Source organism: Cryptosporangium arvum DSM 44712, assembly GCF_000585375.1.
Taxonomy (GTDB): domain Bacteria; phylum Actinomycetota; class Actinomycetes; order Mycobacteriales; family Cryptosporangiaceae; genus Cryptosporangium; species Cryptosporangium arvum.
This window is the reverse complement of the sequence record NZ_KK073874.1, coordinates 505,982-520,791: the sequence shown is the minus strand read 5'-3', so window position 1 is coordinate 520,791 and position 14,810 is coordinate 505,982. Positions and strand designations below refer to the sequence as shown.

Below are 14,810 nucleotides of genomic sequence, written 5' to 3'. Positions count from 1 at the left end.
TCCCCCGTTGTGCCCGCACCCTTCGCGCTACCTTTCGGCTCCGCACACGCACCTGTGAAGGTTTTCGTCCGGTTATATTGTGGTATAGCGGTCTAGGTCACACCAGGGCTTCGGGCGTGTCGACGTCATCGGGGCGGCCGGTGCCGTCGCAGGGCACGGGCGTGATCAGCGACGGGTTCGCCCGCAGGAACGCGCGGGCGCCGACGTCTCCCCGCGCGGAGGCGATCACCGCCGGCCAGTGCTCGGCCGCGATCAGCACCGGGTGACCGCGCTCGCCCCGGTAGGTCGCGGCGGCCACCGAAGCGCCGGCACGGTACGCCGCGATCAGCCTGCGCACGGCGTCGGCACCGAGAAAGGGCGTGTCGACCGGGACGAGGACGGCCGCAGCGGCATCAGCCACCGACAGCGCGGCACGCACCGAGGAGCCCATGCCGGACTCCCAGTCGGGGTTGTCGACGACGGTCGCGCCCTCGACGGTCAGCGGCGCCGCACCGGCCACGACGAGGACGGGCGAACAGCCGCCGGTGGAGAGCAGGCTCACGGCCCGGTCGACCAGGCGGGTGCCCTGGTACTCCACCAGCGCCTTCGGCCGCCCGAAGCGGCGGCCGGCGCCGGCTGCCAACACGATCCCGACAACGTCCACGACCAAAACGTAACGGAGCCCGGGCCGCACGCGGCCCGGGCTCCGGAAAAGCGGACTCAGCCGCGGTAGCCGGTGGGGTCGCCGGCGCCGAGGTCGACGATCGCGGCCACCGGGCCGCCACCGTCGGGGCCCTGGTGCGCCGCGGAGACCGAGACGAACACCGCCGGGTCGCCGGTCACGGCCGCGGTGACGCCGCCGACCGTGGCCTTGATCTGACGGTGCCAGTGCACGTCGGAGTCGTCGAGCATCGCGTTGCGGCGGCCGCGGACGACGCCGTCCTGCGAGACCTCGCACTTGAGGAAGACGTTGACGAGACGGCCGTCCAGGTCCGAAGCTTTCGGCCGGTCCGGGAGCGAAAGGCCGGCGGACTTGATCGCGTCCCAGATCCCGTCCGCGTCGAGCGCGTCGTTCATCACGCCGTGCCCGATCCGGTACCGGCCGCCGACACCGCGTGCGTTGCCCACCACGACGACCTGGGCCTGGTCGAGCTCGACCCCGGACGAGCACGACGCCACCGACGAGTAGAGCGAACGGTCGTGCATGACGTCGGCGTCGGTCGGCATGTCGATCTCGCCCAGCGCGACCGCGATGCCCAGCGCGGTGGTGCCGTTGGAGAGGTCCATCGACTCGTGGGTGTGCTCGGTCCACACGGTCTTGCCGCGGCTCTTGGCGTCCCGGATCGTGTGGATCGTCAGCAGCGGGGTCTTGGTCTGCACGTAGTGCACGTCGGCCGGGTCGGTGATGCCGGCGCGCTCCATCGCGATCTTCACCGCCGCCGCGACCTTCTCGACCATCGCGACGCGGCCGATGTCCTCGGGGAGCAGGACGTCGCTCATCGCGAAGCCGACCGTGAGGCGCGGATCGTCGGTCGCCTCCTCCTCACCCCGAGGGATCGTGGCGAAGATCGTCGCGTGCGGGGAGAGCACACCGTCGGTGCCGCCCGACCAGACGATCGGGATCTGCTTGACCTCGTCGGCGCTGCGGGTGCCCTTGGCCACCAGGACCTCGCGGAACGCCCGGTCGGCGATGATGCGGGTGTAGTCGTTGACGCCGCCGTTGCCCTCGGTCTTGCCGATCACGGCGACGACGCGGTCGGCGTCCAGGATCTTGTCGTCGATGAGCTGCGCGAGGCCCGACGCGTCGCTGACGTTGAGGATCGGGACCTTGCGTACTTCGATGGCCTCGGGCACTTAGCTCTCCTTCGTAACTACGGTTCCCACGGATTTGTGGACGGCGTCCGCGATGTGGTCGAGCGAGGTGATCACCGATCGGCCGCCATTCTCGGCGAAACGGCAGGCGGCCTCCACCTTCGGGCCCATCGACCCGGACGCGAAGTGGCCCTCGGTGGCCAGCGTGCGGAGCGCGGTGACGTCGATCTCGCCGACCGGGCGGGCGGACGCCGTGCCCCACCCGACCACCGCCGCGGAAACGTCGGTGGCGATCACGAGCGTGTCGGCGTTCAGCGTATGGGCGAGCAGCGCCGCACCGAGGTCCTTGTCGATCACGGCTTCGACGCCGCGCAGCCGGCCGTCGGGCTCGCGGACCACCGGGATGCCGCCACCGCCGTTGCAGACCACGACGTACCCCGCTTCGAGCAGGCTCGACACGGCGGGGGCTTCGAGGATCGCCCGGGGCTCCGGTGAGGCGACGATTCGACGCCAGCCGCGCTCGCCCCGGTCCTCCCAGCGCTGCCCGTGCTGGATCATCAACGCGGCCTCGGCCGACGGCAGGTACCGCCCGATCGGCTTCGACGGGTTCATGAAACCCGGGTCGTGGATGTCGACGAGCGCGCGGGTGACCAGGGCCGCGACCGGCGCTCCGGCTGCTTCCAAGGCGTTGAGGAGGACGAATCCGACCGTGCCCTGGGTCTGGGCTCCGCACCAGTCGAGCGGAACCGGCGGCACCACGTGCGCGGCCATCTCGTTCTTCACCAGCAGGTTGCCCACCTGGGGCCCGTTGCCGTGGGTGAGCACGACCTCGGCACCGCTCGCGACGACATCCGCGATCGGTCCGGCCGCACGCTGGATCGCCGCGATCTGGTCCTCGGGGCGGGCCCTGCCGTCCGCCGAGGTCATCGCGTTCCCGCCGAGAGCGATCACGACTCGCATCAGGCGAGCGTAGGAACGATTCGGTCGCCGAACATGGTCAACACTCGCCCAAAGACCGCTGGGTTTCCACGAAGATTCGCCGTCTACTTGTCGAAGGGCGGACCCGCGCGCCGACGCCACAGCGACCCTCGACGACGTTGGCGGACGGTTGGCCACTCGCGGCAGCCGGCCGGTAGGTGGTCGGCCCGATCGCGAGGAGCGCCGTCCCCAGGGCGGCCTCGGACTGGAGCATCGCTGGATGTTCGGGCCCGAGCAGGGTTTCGCTCAGCTCCCGAGCGCAGCGATCCGGTCCGGGACCAGCTTCTTCTTCCGCCGCGATCCACCAGACGACGTCGTACTCGGTCCCGAAGCGGCGCGCGAGGCCGAGAAGGCGTCGGGGGTCCGATCGTCCCCGACACGACGCTCGCCATCGACGCGACGTCGTAGCGGTACGGCATCGGGGCTCACCCCAGACCTGCGCTGGGAGTAGCGCGCCGGATCAGCTGCCGATGCGGCGGTAACGATCGGTTCGGGCGGTCACCCGGGATCGGGGCTCCTGGTCGAGCAGGCCCACGAGCTCGTGTTCGATCACGCGGCCCAGGCGGGCGAGGAACGCCTCCGGCTCGTCGGCGGCGTCGGGGCGTTCGGCCACGATCCGGTCGACGATGCCGTGGCGCAGCAGATCGCGGGAGCGGACGCCCTGCGCGGCCGCCATCTCCGGAGCGAGATCGGTGGTGCGGTGCACGATCGCCGAGGCTCCCTCCGGCGGCAGCGGCGAGAGCCAGGCGTGCTCGGCCGCGATCACCCGGTCGGCGGGCAGCAAGGCCAGCGCGCCACCGCCGGTGCCCTCGCCCAGCAGCACGCCGAGCGTCGGGGTGGGCAGGTCGATCAGATCCGCCAGGCAGCGTGCGATCTCGCCGGCCAGGCCCCCCTCCTCGGCTTCGCGCGACAGCGCGGCCCCGGGGGTGTCGATGATCGTGACGAGCGGTAGCCGGAGTTCCTGGGCGAGACGCATGCCGCGGCGGGCGGTGCGTAGCGCGGCCGGGTCGAGCGGGCTCTCCGCGGTCTGACCGCGGCGGTCCTGGCCGAGCACGACGGCCGGCGCGGCGCCGAACCGGGCCAGAGCCAGGCGCATGCCGGCGCCGGTCTCGCCCTGCTGCGTGCCGTTCAGCGGGATCACCGGCTGGGCCGCGTACTTGAGCAGCCGCCGCACGCCGGGGCGGTCGGCGCGGCGCGAACGCGTCACCGATTCCCAGGCCGGTACGTCCGCGAGCTCCTCGCGCGGGACGTCGGCCACCCGCGGCAACCCGCTGCGGGGTGAGCAGAGGATGTCGAGCGTCCGCACGGCCAGGTCGGTGACCTGTTCCGGCGGTAGCACGGCGTCGACCAGGCCGTGGGCGAACAGGTTCTCGCCGGTCTGCACGCCGGCCGGGAACTCCCGTCCGTTGAGCAGCTCGTAGACCCGCGGCCCGAGGAACCCGATGAGCGCCTCCGGCTCGGCCACGGTCACGTGCCCGAGCGAACCCCAGGACGCGAAGACCCCACCGGTCGTGGGGTGCCGCAGGTAGACCAGGTACGGCAGGCCGGCGGCCTTGTGCGCGGTCACGGCCCTGGTCATGTCCGCCATCTGGAGGAACGCGACCGTGCCCTCCTGCATCCGGGTACCGCCGGACGTGGGGGCCGCGATCAGCGGCAGCCCTTCGCTCGTCGCGCGTTCGACGGCCGCGACGACCCGCCGGGCGGTGGCCACACCGATCGAACCGGCGAGGAACCGGAATTCGCCGACGACCACCGCGACCCGGCGTCCACGCATGAGGCCCGCGCCGGTGAGCACGGCTTCGTCCACACCGGTCTTCTCGCGTGCCGCGGCCAGCAACGCGCGGTAGCTCTCGTCGGCGTCGACCGGATCGGTGACCGGTTGGTCCCACGACTCCCAGCTGTCCTCGTCGAGCGCACTCGCGATGAGTTCACGGGCGGAGAGGCGGCGTGGAGTCATGGGTCCCATCTTGCACCGTAATCCTTACCGGAATCGTTTCAAGAAGACGGATCTCACAGGCCTTCGTCCTGCTCCAGGCGGCGGCTGGCCTCCTCGGCCTCTTCCCTGGTCGCATAGCGGGGCTCGGCGAGGTCGTAGAGAAGCTCGTCCTCTTCCTCACTGATCAACAGCTCTTCCAGGTCGACGCCGGCTCCGACGACGTCGTCGGGCTGGAGCGGTGCCGCGGTGTGGTGCACGGTCATGAACCCGCTGCCGGGCTCGAGCTCCGGCACCTCGAGCGCCGGGAAGGTCGAACCGGCCAGGTGGAAGAGCTCGTAGATCGCTTCGCCGACGCCGGCTACCGGCTCCGCGCCGTGCGGGTCGCCGTCCCAGGACCGGATCCGCGCCAACTGTCCGGCTTGGATCAAGGCGTCGGGGTCGGCGATCTGGTAGTCGTACCGGGCCCGCACGGTCACGGTCATCGGCGGCGCGCCGGTGGTGACGAGTTCCTCCTGCGGGTGGTCGTGCTCGTCGTCGTCGTCCTCGTCGAAGTCGTCTTCGTCGAGGTCGGCGAAGACCGGGCCCCAGCCCGACGTCCCGAAGATGACCTCTTCGTAGCGGCGAGCCGAGGTGCGCAGGCCCTCGATCGCCGCCAGAGCGTCCCGGACCGGCGCATCGGCGTCGACCATGACTGCGGCGTGCCGCCGGATGGACTCGGCCAGCACCTCGGCCGCGGCGGCGACATCCTCGTTCGAGAAGGCGTTCGACATGCGGGAGAATCTACGGGGACGCGCGCCCAGCTACTAACGGCGCGCCCGCGCCACGGTCAGTTGGCCCACTCCGCCCTGCACGACGACGTCGTACCGGTCCGGTTGACCGGCCCAGTCGTCGGGTGTCCAGACCCGACCGGCCGCCGCTCCGGTGGTGACGACACCGTCGATGTCCACCGTTCCGGCGCCGCTGCGCGTCGACACCCGCGTCACGACGCTCGGCGGCACGTACACCGTCGCCCGGGATGCACTGGCGAGCGACGCGGTGACCGCGCCGGACGGAGACGGCAGCCAGACCTCGGCCGTGTCGAGCCCCGCGGTGACGTCCAATCGGGTCAGACGCGCCCCGCGCAGGTCCACGTCGGCGCCGGACGCGCCCCCGGAGAGCGTCACCGACCAGGTGACCCGGTTGGTCAGCGTCACCTGGAGCGAGCCGCCGCGTAACCGCACGTCGACGTCGTCGCCGTCCTCGGTCACCTGCGGCCGGGCGCCGTCGACGCGGAGCAGGTCGTCACCGAGGTCGGCGACCTTGACCGCGATCCGCTGCACCCCGGTGTCGACGTGGAGGGACGCCGCCGCGCGGTCGCCGAGCGGCAGTGCGGCCGAGCGCGGCTCGACGAACCGTCCGTCGGCGGGCCGGGTGCAGGCCGCCACGAGTAACAGGATCAGCAGCCCGAGCCCGGCACGTCGCATGCTCTTATTCTTTCCCGTCCAACCACGCGAGAACCGCGTCGGTGTGCTGCCCGAGGGTGGGCGGCGCGATGTTCTCCACGCGCCCGCCGGCGAACTGGTTGGAGTCGAAGCGCAGCGGCGGGCCGGGCAGCGTGATCGACCCGAGCACCGAGTGGTCCACGTCCACCAGCAGGCCCTGCGAGCGGGTCTGCTCCCAGTCGTAGACGCGGTCGAGCGTGCGCACCTCACCGGCCGGGACGCCGATCTCGGCGAGCTTGGGCAGCAGCTCGGCCAACGGAAGGGCCGAGAACACCTCGTCCACCGCCGCGATCACCGCGTCCCGGGCCCGCACCCGTTCCGGATTGGAGCCGAACTCGGGCCGGTCCAGCGACGGGAACGCCGCGACGAAGCGTCGCCACAGCGCTTCGCTGCCCACCGAGATCTGCAGCGAGCCGTCCGCGCAATGGAACAGCCCGTACGGCGCGATCGACGGGTGGTGGTTGCCGGACGCCGTGGGCACCTCGCCGGCCACCGTGTGCCGCGTGCCCTGGAACGCGTGCACGCCGACGATCGCGGCCAGCAGGCTCGTGCGCACGACCCGGCCCCGGCCGGTTTCGTTGCGCTCGTGCAGCGCCGCCACGACGCCGTACGCGCCGTACATGCCGGCCAGCAGGTCACCGATCGGCACGCCGACGCGCGTCGGCTCGTCCGCGGACGGCCCGGTCAGCGACATCAGGCCGGCCTCGCCCTGGGCGATCTGGTCGTACCCGGCGCGGCCGCCCTCGGGCCCGTCGTGTCCGAAGCCGGTGATGCTCAGGACCACCAGCCGGGGGTTCAGCTCGTGCAGCTGTTCCATGCTGAAACCGAGGCGGTCGAGCACGCCCGGCCGGAAGTTCTCGACCAGGACGTCGGCCCGCTCGACCAGCCGCCGGAGCGTGTCCGCGCCGAAATCGGACTTCAGGTCGAGCGTCACCGACTCCTTGTTCCGGTTGCAGGACAGGAAGTACGTCGAGATCGAGTCGTCGGGCCCGACGAACGGTGGACCCCAGGAACGGGTGTCGTCACCACCGGACGGGTTCTCGATCTTGATCACCCGCGCCCCGAGATCACCCAGCATCATCGCTGCGTGCGGCCCGGCCAGGGCTCGGGACAGGTCGACTACCAGCACACCGTCCAGCGGTCCGTTCGTTCCCATCGGGTCAGGCTATGCGCGCGGAGGGCCCCGCTCGACGTCACTACACGCCGAACGTCGTGAACGCCGTTTGTGAAGGCAGCCGGTAGGCCTCGGCCCCGGTGAGGGCGTTCAGGATGGTGGCCGCCCGGTGCGCCCCCAGGCCCAGGTCCGGCGTGCCGACGCCGTGCGTGTGCAGTTCCGCGTTCTGGACGTAGATCCCGCCGGTGACACCCGGGTCGAGCTCCACGCGGTAGTCCGAATCGATCCGGAAGCGCCCGGCCGCATCCCGGCGGATCACCGACTCGAGCGGCTCGAGGAACACCGGCGGCCGGGCCGTGTACCCGGTGGCCGCGACCACCCGATCGGTGCGCACCGTGGTCTCCCGGTCCTGCAGGACCTCGCGGCATTCCAGCGTGATCCCGTTCTCGCTGCGCGAAGCCCCCACGACCTCGACGTTCGGCGACATCGTCACCGGCACCGACCCACCGGCGACCGTGCGCTCGTAGAGCTCGGAGTGGATCGCGTCGATCGTCTCGGCGTCGATGGCCTTGTAGAGCTGCCACTGCGCGGGCACGAGCGCGTCGCGCACCGGCTCCGGCAACGAGCAGAAGTAGCGGGTGTACTCCGGGGTGAAGTGCTCCAGCCCGAGCTTGGAGTACTCCATCGGCGCGAACGCGGGCGCCTTGGTCAGCCAGCGCAGCCGGTAACCACCGTCGCGCTGGTGACGCAGCAGGTCGAGGAACACCTCCGCCCCGGACTGACCGGACCCCAGGACCGTGATGTCCTGCGCTCCACGCAGCGACTCCTGCCGGTCGAGGTACTCCGCGGAGTGGAAGACCTCCTTGCCGAGCAGCGGACGCAGCGGCGCCGGCACGACCGGTTCGGTGCCGACGCCGACCACCGTGTTGCGGGCCCGTACCCGGGTGGTGCGTGCGGTGAGCACGTCGTAGACCTCGGCGACGAAGAGCTGCTCGGCGGCGTCCCAGGAGATCGACTCGACCGGCCGGCCGAACCGGCAGGACGGCAGCGATTCGGCGACCCAGCGCAGGTAGTCGTCGTACTCCACCCGGGGCACGTGGAGCCGCTCGGCGAAGTAGAACGGGAACAGCCGGTCGTGCTGCTGCAGGTAGGACAGGAACGACCAGCGGCTCCTCGGGTCGACGAGGGTCACCAGGTCGGCCAGGAACGGCACCTGCAGGGTCGCGCCCTCGATCAGCATGCCGGGGTGCCAGGAGAACCCGGGGCGGCCGTCGAAGAACACCGCGGACACGTCGGAGAGCGGCTCGGCCAGAGCGGCCAGCGACAGGTTGAACGGCCCGATCCCGATACCGAGGACGTCGTACGGCTCGCTCATGCGGGCACCTCCCGAAGCGGGTTGGGAATGCGGACGTAAACCGACTGGGTCTCCACCGGTCCGACGAGTTCGTCCAGCCCGGCGACGCGAGTGAGCAGGTTGGCCTTGCACGGCAGCTCCGGTTCGTCGAGGAGCGTGTTCACGAAGCCGAAGCGGTGCGGCCCCAGCGCGGCGGCGGCGGCACGCAGCACCGCGGCCTCGTCGGCCAGACCGGAGGACCCGATCGCGCCGACCAGCCCCAGCAGGTTGTTGACGCCGACGTAGTAACTGACCCGTTCGTCGATGACGTCGTCGGGGTTGGTGGCCTCGCTGTGGCGGCCGAGGCCCGGCAGCATCGCGTGCAGCGTCCCGGCCCGGCTCGGCGACAGGTAGTAGCCCTGGTTGTCGCGGTACCAGCCGCCGACCGGCCAGCCGGCCGGGTCGAGGGTGACGAGCGTGTTCTGCTGGTGCGCCTCCAGCCCGAGGCCGTGGACGCCGTGCAGCCACGCCACCGGCGCGATCACCTCGTCGACGAAGCGGCGCAGCCACTCCACGGCCACCGCGGCGACCGGCCGCCCGGTCGAGATCGCGAGGTCCTCGATCAGCACGGCCAGCCCGGAGCGGGAGTCCGCGAGGTCGGGCCGCTCGGCGACCAGCCCAGCGACGCACGCCACCCTGGTGTCCGGGCCGAACGGGTTGTCGCGCAGGCTCACCGCGAGCGCGACCTGCCCGTTCGGGTCCTCGGTCGGCAGCGGGACGGCGGCCCAGGCCGGGTCACCGAGGATGCGAAACCGTGGGTAGGCCGCCGCGAGCAGCGCCCCGAGTCCCGCGTCGACCAGGCGATACATCTCCGCGCCGCGAATCAGCTCCGGTACCAGGTGTTCCCGCCGTGAATTCGTGATGCGGACGCCGAGCGAGAACTTGAGCATGCGTTCGGCGTCGGCCCGGAACAGGGTCCGTAGCGAGGACGTGGCCGCCCACCTCGCGCCGGCCGGGCCGAGATCGTGCAGCCGGCGATCGGCGATCAGGTCCTGGACGTCGGCTCGCGCGAGCAGCGCCGCCGCCTGGCGGAAGTGGGCGGGAACCAGCGCGGTTCCCGGCGGTGCGTGGACACCGCGCGGGGCCAGCGCGGCCAGCTGGTCGAGCGCGGACACCGCGGTGGCCGAACCGTGGCGGACCAGTTCCCGGTCGACGGCGAACCAGTGCAGCGGCGCCGCTCCCCGCAGTTCCGGGGCCGCGCCGAGCTCGTCGACGTCGGAGAGGCCGGGTCTGCTCTTCGGCGTCGGGTGCAGCGGGTGGCCGGCGACCAGAGCCTGCTCGGCGACGAGGAACGGCGCGATCGGGTCGTCGTCGGGCGTGGCCGCCCGGGCCCGCAGATACCGGTCGAGGCGACGCGTCGAGTCGATGACCTGCTCGACGAGGTCGGCCGACGAGCCTCTCGCCTCGGTGGCCAGCAGCGCGGCCAGCAGCGTCGCGTCCACCGGGCTGCCGGTGGCGAAGCGGACCCGCGCGAAGCGGTGCCAGCCGGTGACCGAGCGGTACCGCACGTCCGCGACGAGACGGACGCCGCTGACCGCGAGCGGGATGTCGAGCCGCCCGCCGGACGCGGGCACGGCCACGTGCTGTTCGCGCACCCAGCAGCGCAGCAGCGCCTGCACGGCGAGCGCGTTCGCGACCCCGTCCACGGTGGGGGCTCCGGTGCGAGGGGTGCCGGTGGTACGGCTGCGGTCGGACGCCGCACCGAGCAACCGGTTGAGGATGTCGGGTTCGGTCATCGGGCGGCCTCCAGCTCTTGGGTACCCGCGCTCACCACCGCGGCGAGCAGAGCGTCGACGTCGGCGTGGGTGGCGTCGGGATTGAGGAGCGTCAGCTTGAGCCACACGCGACCGTCGATCTCGGTGCGGCCGATCACGGCCGTCCCGGCGGCGAGCAGCGCACGGCGGAGCCGGGCGTTGACCTCGTTCGACGCCGTGAAGCGAAACACCACGGTGGTGAGGTTCGGTGGCTGGTACAGCTCGAGCGCCGGTTGTCTCCCGATCGACGCCGCGGCGTGCGCGGCCAGCGCGGCGCAACGATCGACGAGGGCGCCGAGCCCGTCGCGGCCCAGCGCCCGGAGCGTGACCGCGATCTTGAGCGCATCGGGGCGGCGGGTCGTTCGCAGTGAGCGGCCGAGCAGGCTGGTGTAGCCGGCGTCTTCGTCGTCGGCCGGGTTGAGGTACTCGGCCCGTCTCGCCAGGGCGGCGAGGTTCGTGGCCCTGCTGGTGAGGAAGACGCCGGCCGCGACCGGTTGCCAGCCGAGTTTGTGCAGGTCCAAACCGACGGAGTCAGCGGCGCGGAGGCCGGCGAGCTTGGTCGCGAGCGTCGGGCTGAACAGCGCACCACCGCCGTAGGCCGCGTCGATGTGGAGCCAGACGCGGTGCTTCCGCGCGACCTCGGCGATCTCGGGGAGAGGGTCGATCGCGCCGAGGTCGGTGGTTCCGGCGGTGGCGACGACGGCGATCGGGGTGTGGTCGGCGCGGCTCAGGGCCTCGTCCAGAGCGTCGGGGTCCAACCGGTGGTCACGGCCGGTCTTCACCGGGGCGACGGCGTCCTCGCCGAAGCCGAGGAGGCCCGCGGCGCGGTGCACCGAGAAGTGCGTGGCCTCGGACCCGAAGATGCGGTAGCGGCCGGCCGGGACACCGCTGCGTACCGCGCCGGGGATCGCGTGTTCGCGGGCGAGCAGGAGACCGAGCAGGTTGGACTCGGAGCCGCCGGTGGTGACGACGCCGTCGGCGGTGGACGGGTAGCCGACGAGGTCGGCCAGCTCGGCGACGACGGCGGGTTCGAGCGAGGTGCCGACCGGAGCCTGGTCCCAGGAGTCCAGCGAGGGGTTGAGCGCGGAGGCGGCGGCGTCTGCGGCCACCGCGACCGCGAGCGGCGGGCAGTGCAGGTGCGCGGCGCACCGCGGGTCGGCCGGGTCGACGGAGCCGGCCGCGAACATCCGCACGAGCTCGCCGAGCGCCGCGCCCGCTCCGATCCCCGGCGCACCGAAGTCGGTGAACGCGCCCCGCCAGGAAGCGTCGAGGTCGGCCGGGTGTCCGGCCGGCGCGGGGCCGCCCCGGTCGCGGGCGCCCTCCGCGAGGGCTTCGAGCACCGGCGCCAGCAGCGCGGCCAGCGCTTCGACGTTCCCCGCGAGCGCGGTGTCCCGCGACCCGCCGTGGTCAGAGGCGTTCGAAGCCACGCTGACGCTCCCAGTCGGTCGTGACGGCGGCGAACGCCGTCAGTTCGGCGTCGGCCGCCGACGCGAGATGCTCGACGACCTCGTCGCCGAACGCCTCCCGGGCGACCGCACTCCCCCGCCACGCCGCGGCCGCGGCCTCCAGCGTCCGGGGCAGCGGCTCCCCGTCGCCTCCGGGCGGTGGCAGCGGCAACTCCCGCTCCAGCCCGTACAGCCCGGCCGCGACGATCCCGGCCACCACGAGGTACGGGTTGGCGTCGCCCCCGGCGATCCGGTGCTCGAACCGGCGCGACGGCCCGGCCCCGATCACCCGCACCGCGCGCGTGCGGTCGTCGGTGCCCCAGGCCGCCGCGGTCGGCGCGAAAGCGTCCGGGGAAAGCCGTTTGAACGCGTTGATCGTGGGTGCGCCGAGCACCGTGAACGCGGGCGCGCACGCCAGCACCCCGGCCAGGAAATGCTCGTCGAAGACCGGCCGGTCACCCGACCACAGCGAGAAGTGCACGTGACACGAGTTGCCCTCACCCGAATCGAACTTCGGCATGAACGTGATCGAACGCCCGGCCCGCTCCGCGATCTGCTTCGCACCGGACTTGTAGAACACGTGCCCGTCGCAAGCCGCCATCGCCTCGCCGTAGCGGAACACGATCTCGTACTGCCCGGGATGCACCTCGCCGCGCGCGGACTCGATGCGCAGACCCGCACCGGCCATGCCCCGCAGCAGCGCACCGACCAGGTCGTCGAGCTCGCCGAGCCCGGTGAGCGCGTAGTCGGAGTTGTACCGCGAGGCCGTACGCAGGTCGCGGTAGCCGGTCGTGAAGGCCTCGCGATAGGACTCGGAGAAGACCAGGAACTCCAGCTCCGTCCCCACTTTCGCGGTGAGACCACGCTCGGCGAGCCGCTCGAGTTGCGTCCGGAGAACCTGCCGCGGCGCCACCGGCACCAACGCTCCGGAGACGTTGACGGCGTCGGCGAGCACCAGCACGGTGTCCTCGCGCCACGGCAACGGCCGGACGGTGCTCGGATCCGGGCGCAGCACGAAGTCGCCGTAATCGCCGCGATACCCCGCGGCGGCACGCATCTCGACGTCGGCCGAGAGCAGGTAGTCGCACGCGCCGTAGCCGCCGTCGAGGACCTGGTCGCGGAAGAAGTCGCCGGCCAGCCGGGTGCCCTGCAACCGCCCGTACAGGTCGGGCAGCGCGAGCACCACCTCCGCCGCGTCCGCGAGGCTCGTCACCGACCCGCCTCGCGCACCAGCGGGTTCGCCACCGTGCCGTGCACGATCTCGAACTCCTCCTTCTCGGCCCGGTCGTGGAACCCGCCCCCGGTGAGCTGCTCGCGGTTGAGGCAGATCCGCTCGACCTCGGCCGCGGTCAGGCCGTAGGCCTCGCGTCGCTCCGCGAGCTCGGGGCGGTCGGCGAAGTACGCGTCCACCGACGCGCGCACCACCGCCCAGAAGTCCGGCACGTCGACGAGAGCGGCGAGCGGCCGGAACACCCCCGCGAACACCGCGGTGACGATCGAGTGTGCCAGCTCCCCCTCCGACCAGCGGGGCAACAGCCGGTCGGCCTCCTCGGGCAGGCCGGGATACACCCGCCCCGGCAGCAGGTTCACGTCCTCGGCGAAGTCCTTGAGCATCGTCCGCACCGGCACGTCGTCGGAGTCGAAGACCACCACCGTGTTCTCACCGTGCGGGCAGAACGCCAGGTCGTGCGCGTGCAGTGCGTGCAGCGGCGCAGCGAGCACGGCGTCGACGAGTCGGCGCAGCCACTCCCGCGCCGAGAGCCCGGAACGGTTCGTCAACTCGGTGGTGAGCGGCACCCCGTCCGAGCCCGTCACCAGCAGCGACGCCAACGAGCGGGCGCGTTCGCCGGGCTTGAGGTACGTCTGCACCGGCTCGCGCCACACCGCCGCGAGCAGCTCGTGGTAGCGGTAGGGCGCGTCCGGCACGCGATCGAAGAGCGGGTGCCGTACCGCCACCGACGCGACCTCCCCCAGCAGATCCACGTGCTCGTCCAGGTACGGATCCGACGCCCGCAGGGTGTGCAGCCACGCCGACACCGCCGGCGCCCCGGCGGTCGGCCCGGCCGGGAGCCCCCGCCACACCAGCGTGTTCCGGATCAACAGCGGCACTTTGACGTTGCGCTTCTCCGGATTGTCGACGTTGACGAGCGTGCGCACCGACGCGAGCGCCCGGTACCGGTCGGGGGCCTCGCCCAGGATCACGATCCGTCCGTCGGCCAGGTAGGGGGCGAACAACGTGCGGACGCAGGCGTCGAGATGAAAAGGGTGCACCGGGAGCCAGACGTAGCCGTCCGGGGCGTCGAACGCGCTCCTGGTCCCGGGGTCGAGCTCGTCGTCGACGGGTACGCCGTGCGCGGTCGCCAGCGACGGGTGCACCGCGATCCAGGTGAGCCGGAACGTCTGCCCGGCCTCCGGCGCGTACGCTTCGGCGTCCGACGCCGTGAACCCGAGCCGCCCCTTGTTCAGCACCATCGCGGGGTGCCCCGCCTGGGCCGCCTCGAGGTCCACGTAGGACGCGTCGGCGAGTTCGCGCGCGGTCGGCAGGTTTCGTCGGAGCAGTGCGTCGGCCGACCAGGTCGCGACCAGCTCACGCAGCGCCTCGGCCGTGGTCGGGCCGTCCAGCCCCAGCACGCGCCGGGCGTCGACGAGGAACTCCATCGGGTCGGCGGCCGGCTCGCCGTCGCGGCGGATCGAGTCGGCGTCGATGCGCCAGGAGTCGAACGCGGAGCGGTCGGCGGTGAACGTGTACTTCACGCCGCCGCAGTCGAGCCGGTAACGGCGGTCGCCGAGCGGCTCGGGTCGGAGCATGTCCTCGTAGGACAGTTCGGCGATCGCGCGGGTGAGCAGGACGAGCCCGGCCTCGCGCCAGGCGGACGAATTCATCGGCGGGGACTCCTGTGCTGGTCGGATCGGCCGCG

The 14,810-nt window shown here is 72.3% G+C and carries 12 protein-coding genes; all 12 read right to left on the bottom strand.

Annotated elements, in window-relative coordinates; translation table 11 throughout:
• Window positions 1-97: 97 nt before the first annotated feature.
• The 12 genes from CRYAR_RS02390 to CRYAR_RS02335 all read right to left on the bottom strand — a co-directional run bounded on the left by CRYAR_RS02390 (window position 98) and on the right by CRYAR_RS02335 (window position 14,775).
• Window positions 98-643: a nucleotidyltransferase family protein gene (locus tag CRYAR_RS02390; protein WP_035848117.1), complete on the bottom strand. Its 546-nt coding sequence runs from the start codon at window positions 641-643 to the stop codon at window positions 98-100.
• A gap of 56 nt (window positions 644-699) precedes the next feature.
• The gene (gene bar, locus CRYAR_RS02385) at window positions 700-1,833 is read right to left on the bottom strand and encodes a barbiturase (RefSeq protein ID WP_035848115.1); all 1,134 of its coding nucleotides are present in this window, start codon (window positions 1,831-1,833) and stop codon (window positions 700-702) included.
• Window positions 1,834-2,751, bottom strand: coding sequence for a carbamate kinase (locus CRYAR_RS02380; protein WP_035848113.1), 918 nt, complete (start codon window positions 2,749-2,751; stop codon window positions 1,834-1,836).
• 478 nt (window positions 2,752-3,229) lie between these two features.
• Window positions 3,230-4,726, bottom strand: a complete 1,497-nt coding sequence (locus CRYAR_RS02375; RefSeq protein WP_035848111.1) for a carboxyl transferase domain-containing protein — start codon at window positions 4,724-4,726, stop codon at window positions 3,230-3,232.
• Window positions 4,727-4,779: 53 nt separating this feature from the next.
• Window positions 4,780-5,475 carry a hypothetical protein gene (locus CRYAR_RS42540; RefSeq protein WP_051569627.1) on the bottom strand — a complete coding sequence of 232 codons (696 nt, stop codon included), beginning with the start codon at window positions 5,473-5,475 and terminating at the stop codon, window positions 4,780-4,782.
• Between the two features lie 33 nt (window positions 5,476-5,508).
• On the bottom strand, window positions 5,509-6,168 hold the full coding sequence (locus CRYAR_RS02365; protein WP_035848108.1) for a hypothetical protein: 660 nt from the start codon (window positions 6,166-6,168) through the stop codon (window positions 5,509-5,511).
• A gap of 4 nt (window positions 6,169-6,172) precedes the next feature.
• The gene (locus CRYAR_RS02360; RefSeq protein WP_035848106.1) at window positions 6,173-7,342 is read right to left on the bottom strand and encodes a CaiB/BaiF CoA transferase family protein; all 1,170 of its coding nucleotides are present in this window, start codon (window positions 7,340-7,342) and stop codon (window positions 6,173-6,175) included.
• Between the two features lie 40 nt (window positions 7,343-7,382).
• Window positions 7,383-8,675: a lysine N(6)-hydroxylase/L-ornithine N(5)-oxygenase family protein gene (locus tag CRYAR_RS02355; protein ID WP_035848103.1), complete on the bottom strand. Its 1,293-nt coding sequence runs from the start codon at window positions 8,673-8,675 to the stop codon at window positions 7,383-7,385.
• On the bottom strand, window positions 8,672-10,429 hold the full coding sequence (locus CRYAR_RS02350) for an IucA/IucC family protein (protein ID WP_084699956.1): 1,758 nt from the start codon (window positions 10,427-10,429) through the stop codon (window positions 8,672-8,674). The genes CRYAR_RS02355 and CRYAR_RS02350 overlap by 4 nt, the downstream gene beginning before the upstream one ends.
• Window positions 10,426-11,874, bottom strand: a complete 1,449-nt coding sequence (locus CRYAR_RS02345; protein WP_051569626.1) for a pyridoxal phosphate-dependent decarboxylase family protein — start codon at window positions 11,872-11,874, stop codon at window positions 10,426-10,428. Before CRYAR_RS02345 ends, CRYAR_RS02350 begins: the two co-directional genes overlap by 4 nt.
• Complete coding sequence (locus tag CRYAR_RS02340) at window positions 11,855-13,105, bottom strand: glutamine synthetase family protein (protein WP_035848101.1); 1,251 nt, start codon at window positions 13,103-13,105, stop codon at window positions 11,855-11,857. Before CRYAR_RS02340 ends, CRYAR_RS02345 begins: the two co-directional genes overlap by 20 nt.
• Window positions 13,102-14,775: an IucA/IucC family protein gene (locus CRYAR_RS02335; RefSeq protein ID WP_035848098.1), complete on the bottom strand. Its 1,674-nt coding sequence runs from the start codon at window positions 14,773-14,775 to the stop codon at window positions 13,102-13,104. The genes CRYAR_RS02340 and CRYAR_RS02335 overlap by 4 nt, the downstream gene beginning before the upstream one ends.
• Window positions 14,776-14,810: the final 35 nt, after the last annotated feature.

Bases quoted from the DNA above. Each gene is read 5' to 3' on its own strand.
- CRYAR_RS02380 (WP_035848113.1), bottom strand. From the start codon at position 2,751: ATGCGAGTCGTGATCGCTCTCGGCGGGAACGCGATGACCTCGGCGGAC.
- CRYAR_RS02375 (WP_035848111.1), bottom strand. From the start codon at position 4,726: ATGACTCCACGCCGCCTCTCCGCCCGTGAACTCATCGCGAGTGCGCTC.
- CRYAR_RS42540 (WP_051569627.1), bottom strand. From the start codon at position 5,475: ATGTCGAACGCCTTCTCGAACGAGGATGTCGCCGCCGCGGCCGAGGTG.
- CRYAR_RS02365 (WP_035848108.1), bottom strand. From the start codon at position 6,168: ATGCGACGTGCCGGGCTCGGGCTGCTGATCCTGTTACTCGTGGCGGCC.
- CRYAR_RS02360 (WP_035848106.1), bottom strand. From the start codon at position 7,342: ATGGGAACGAACGGACCGCTGGACGGTGTGCTGGTAGTCGACCTGTCC.
- CRYAR_RS02355 (WP_035848103.1), bottom strand. From the start codon at position 8,675: ATGAGCGAGCCGTACGACGTCCTCGGTATCGGGATCGGGCCGTTCAAC.
- CRYAR_RS02350 (WP_084699956.1), bottom strand. From the start codon at position 10,429: ATGACCGAACCCGACATCCTCAACCGGTTGCTCGGTGCGGCGTCCGAC.
- CRYAR_RS02335 (WP_035848098.1), bottom strand. From the start codon at position 14,775: ATGAATTCGTCCGCCTGGCGCGAGGCCGGGCTCGTCCTGCTCACCCGC.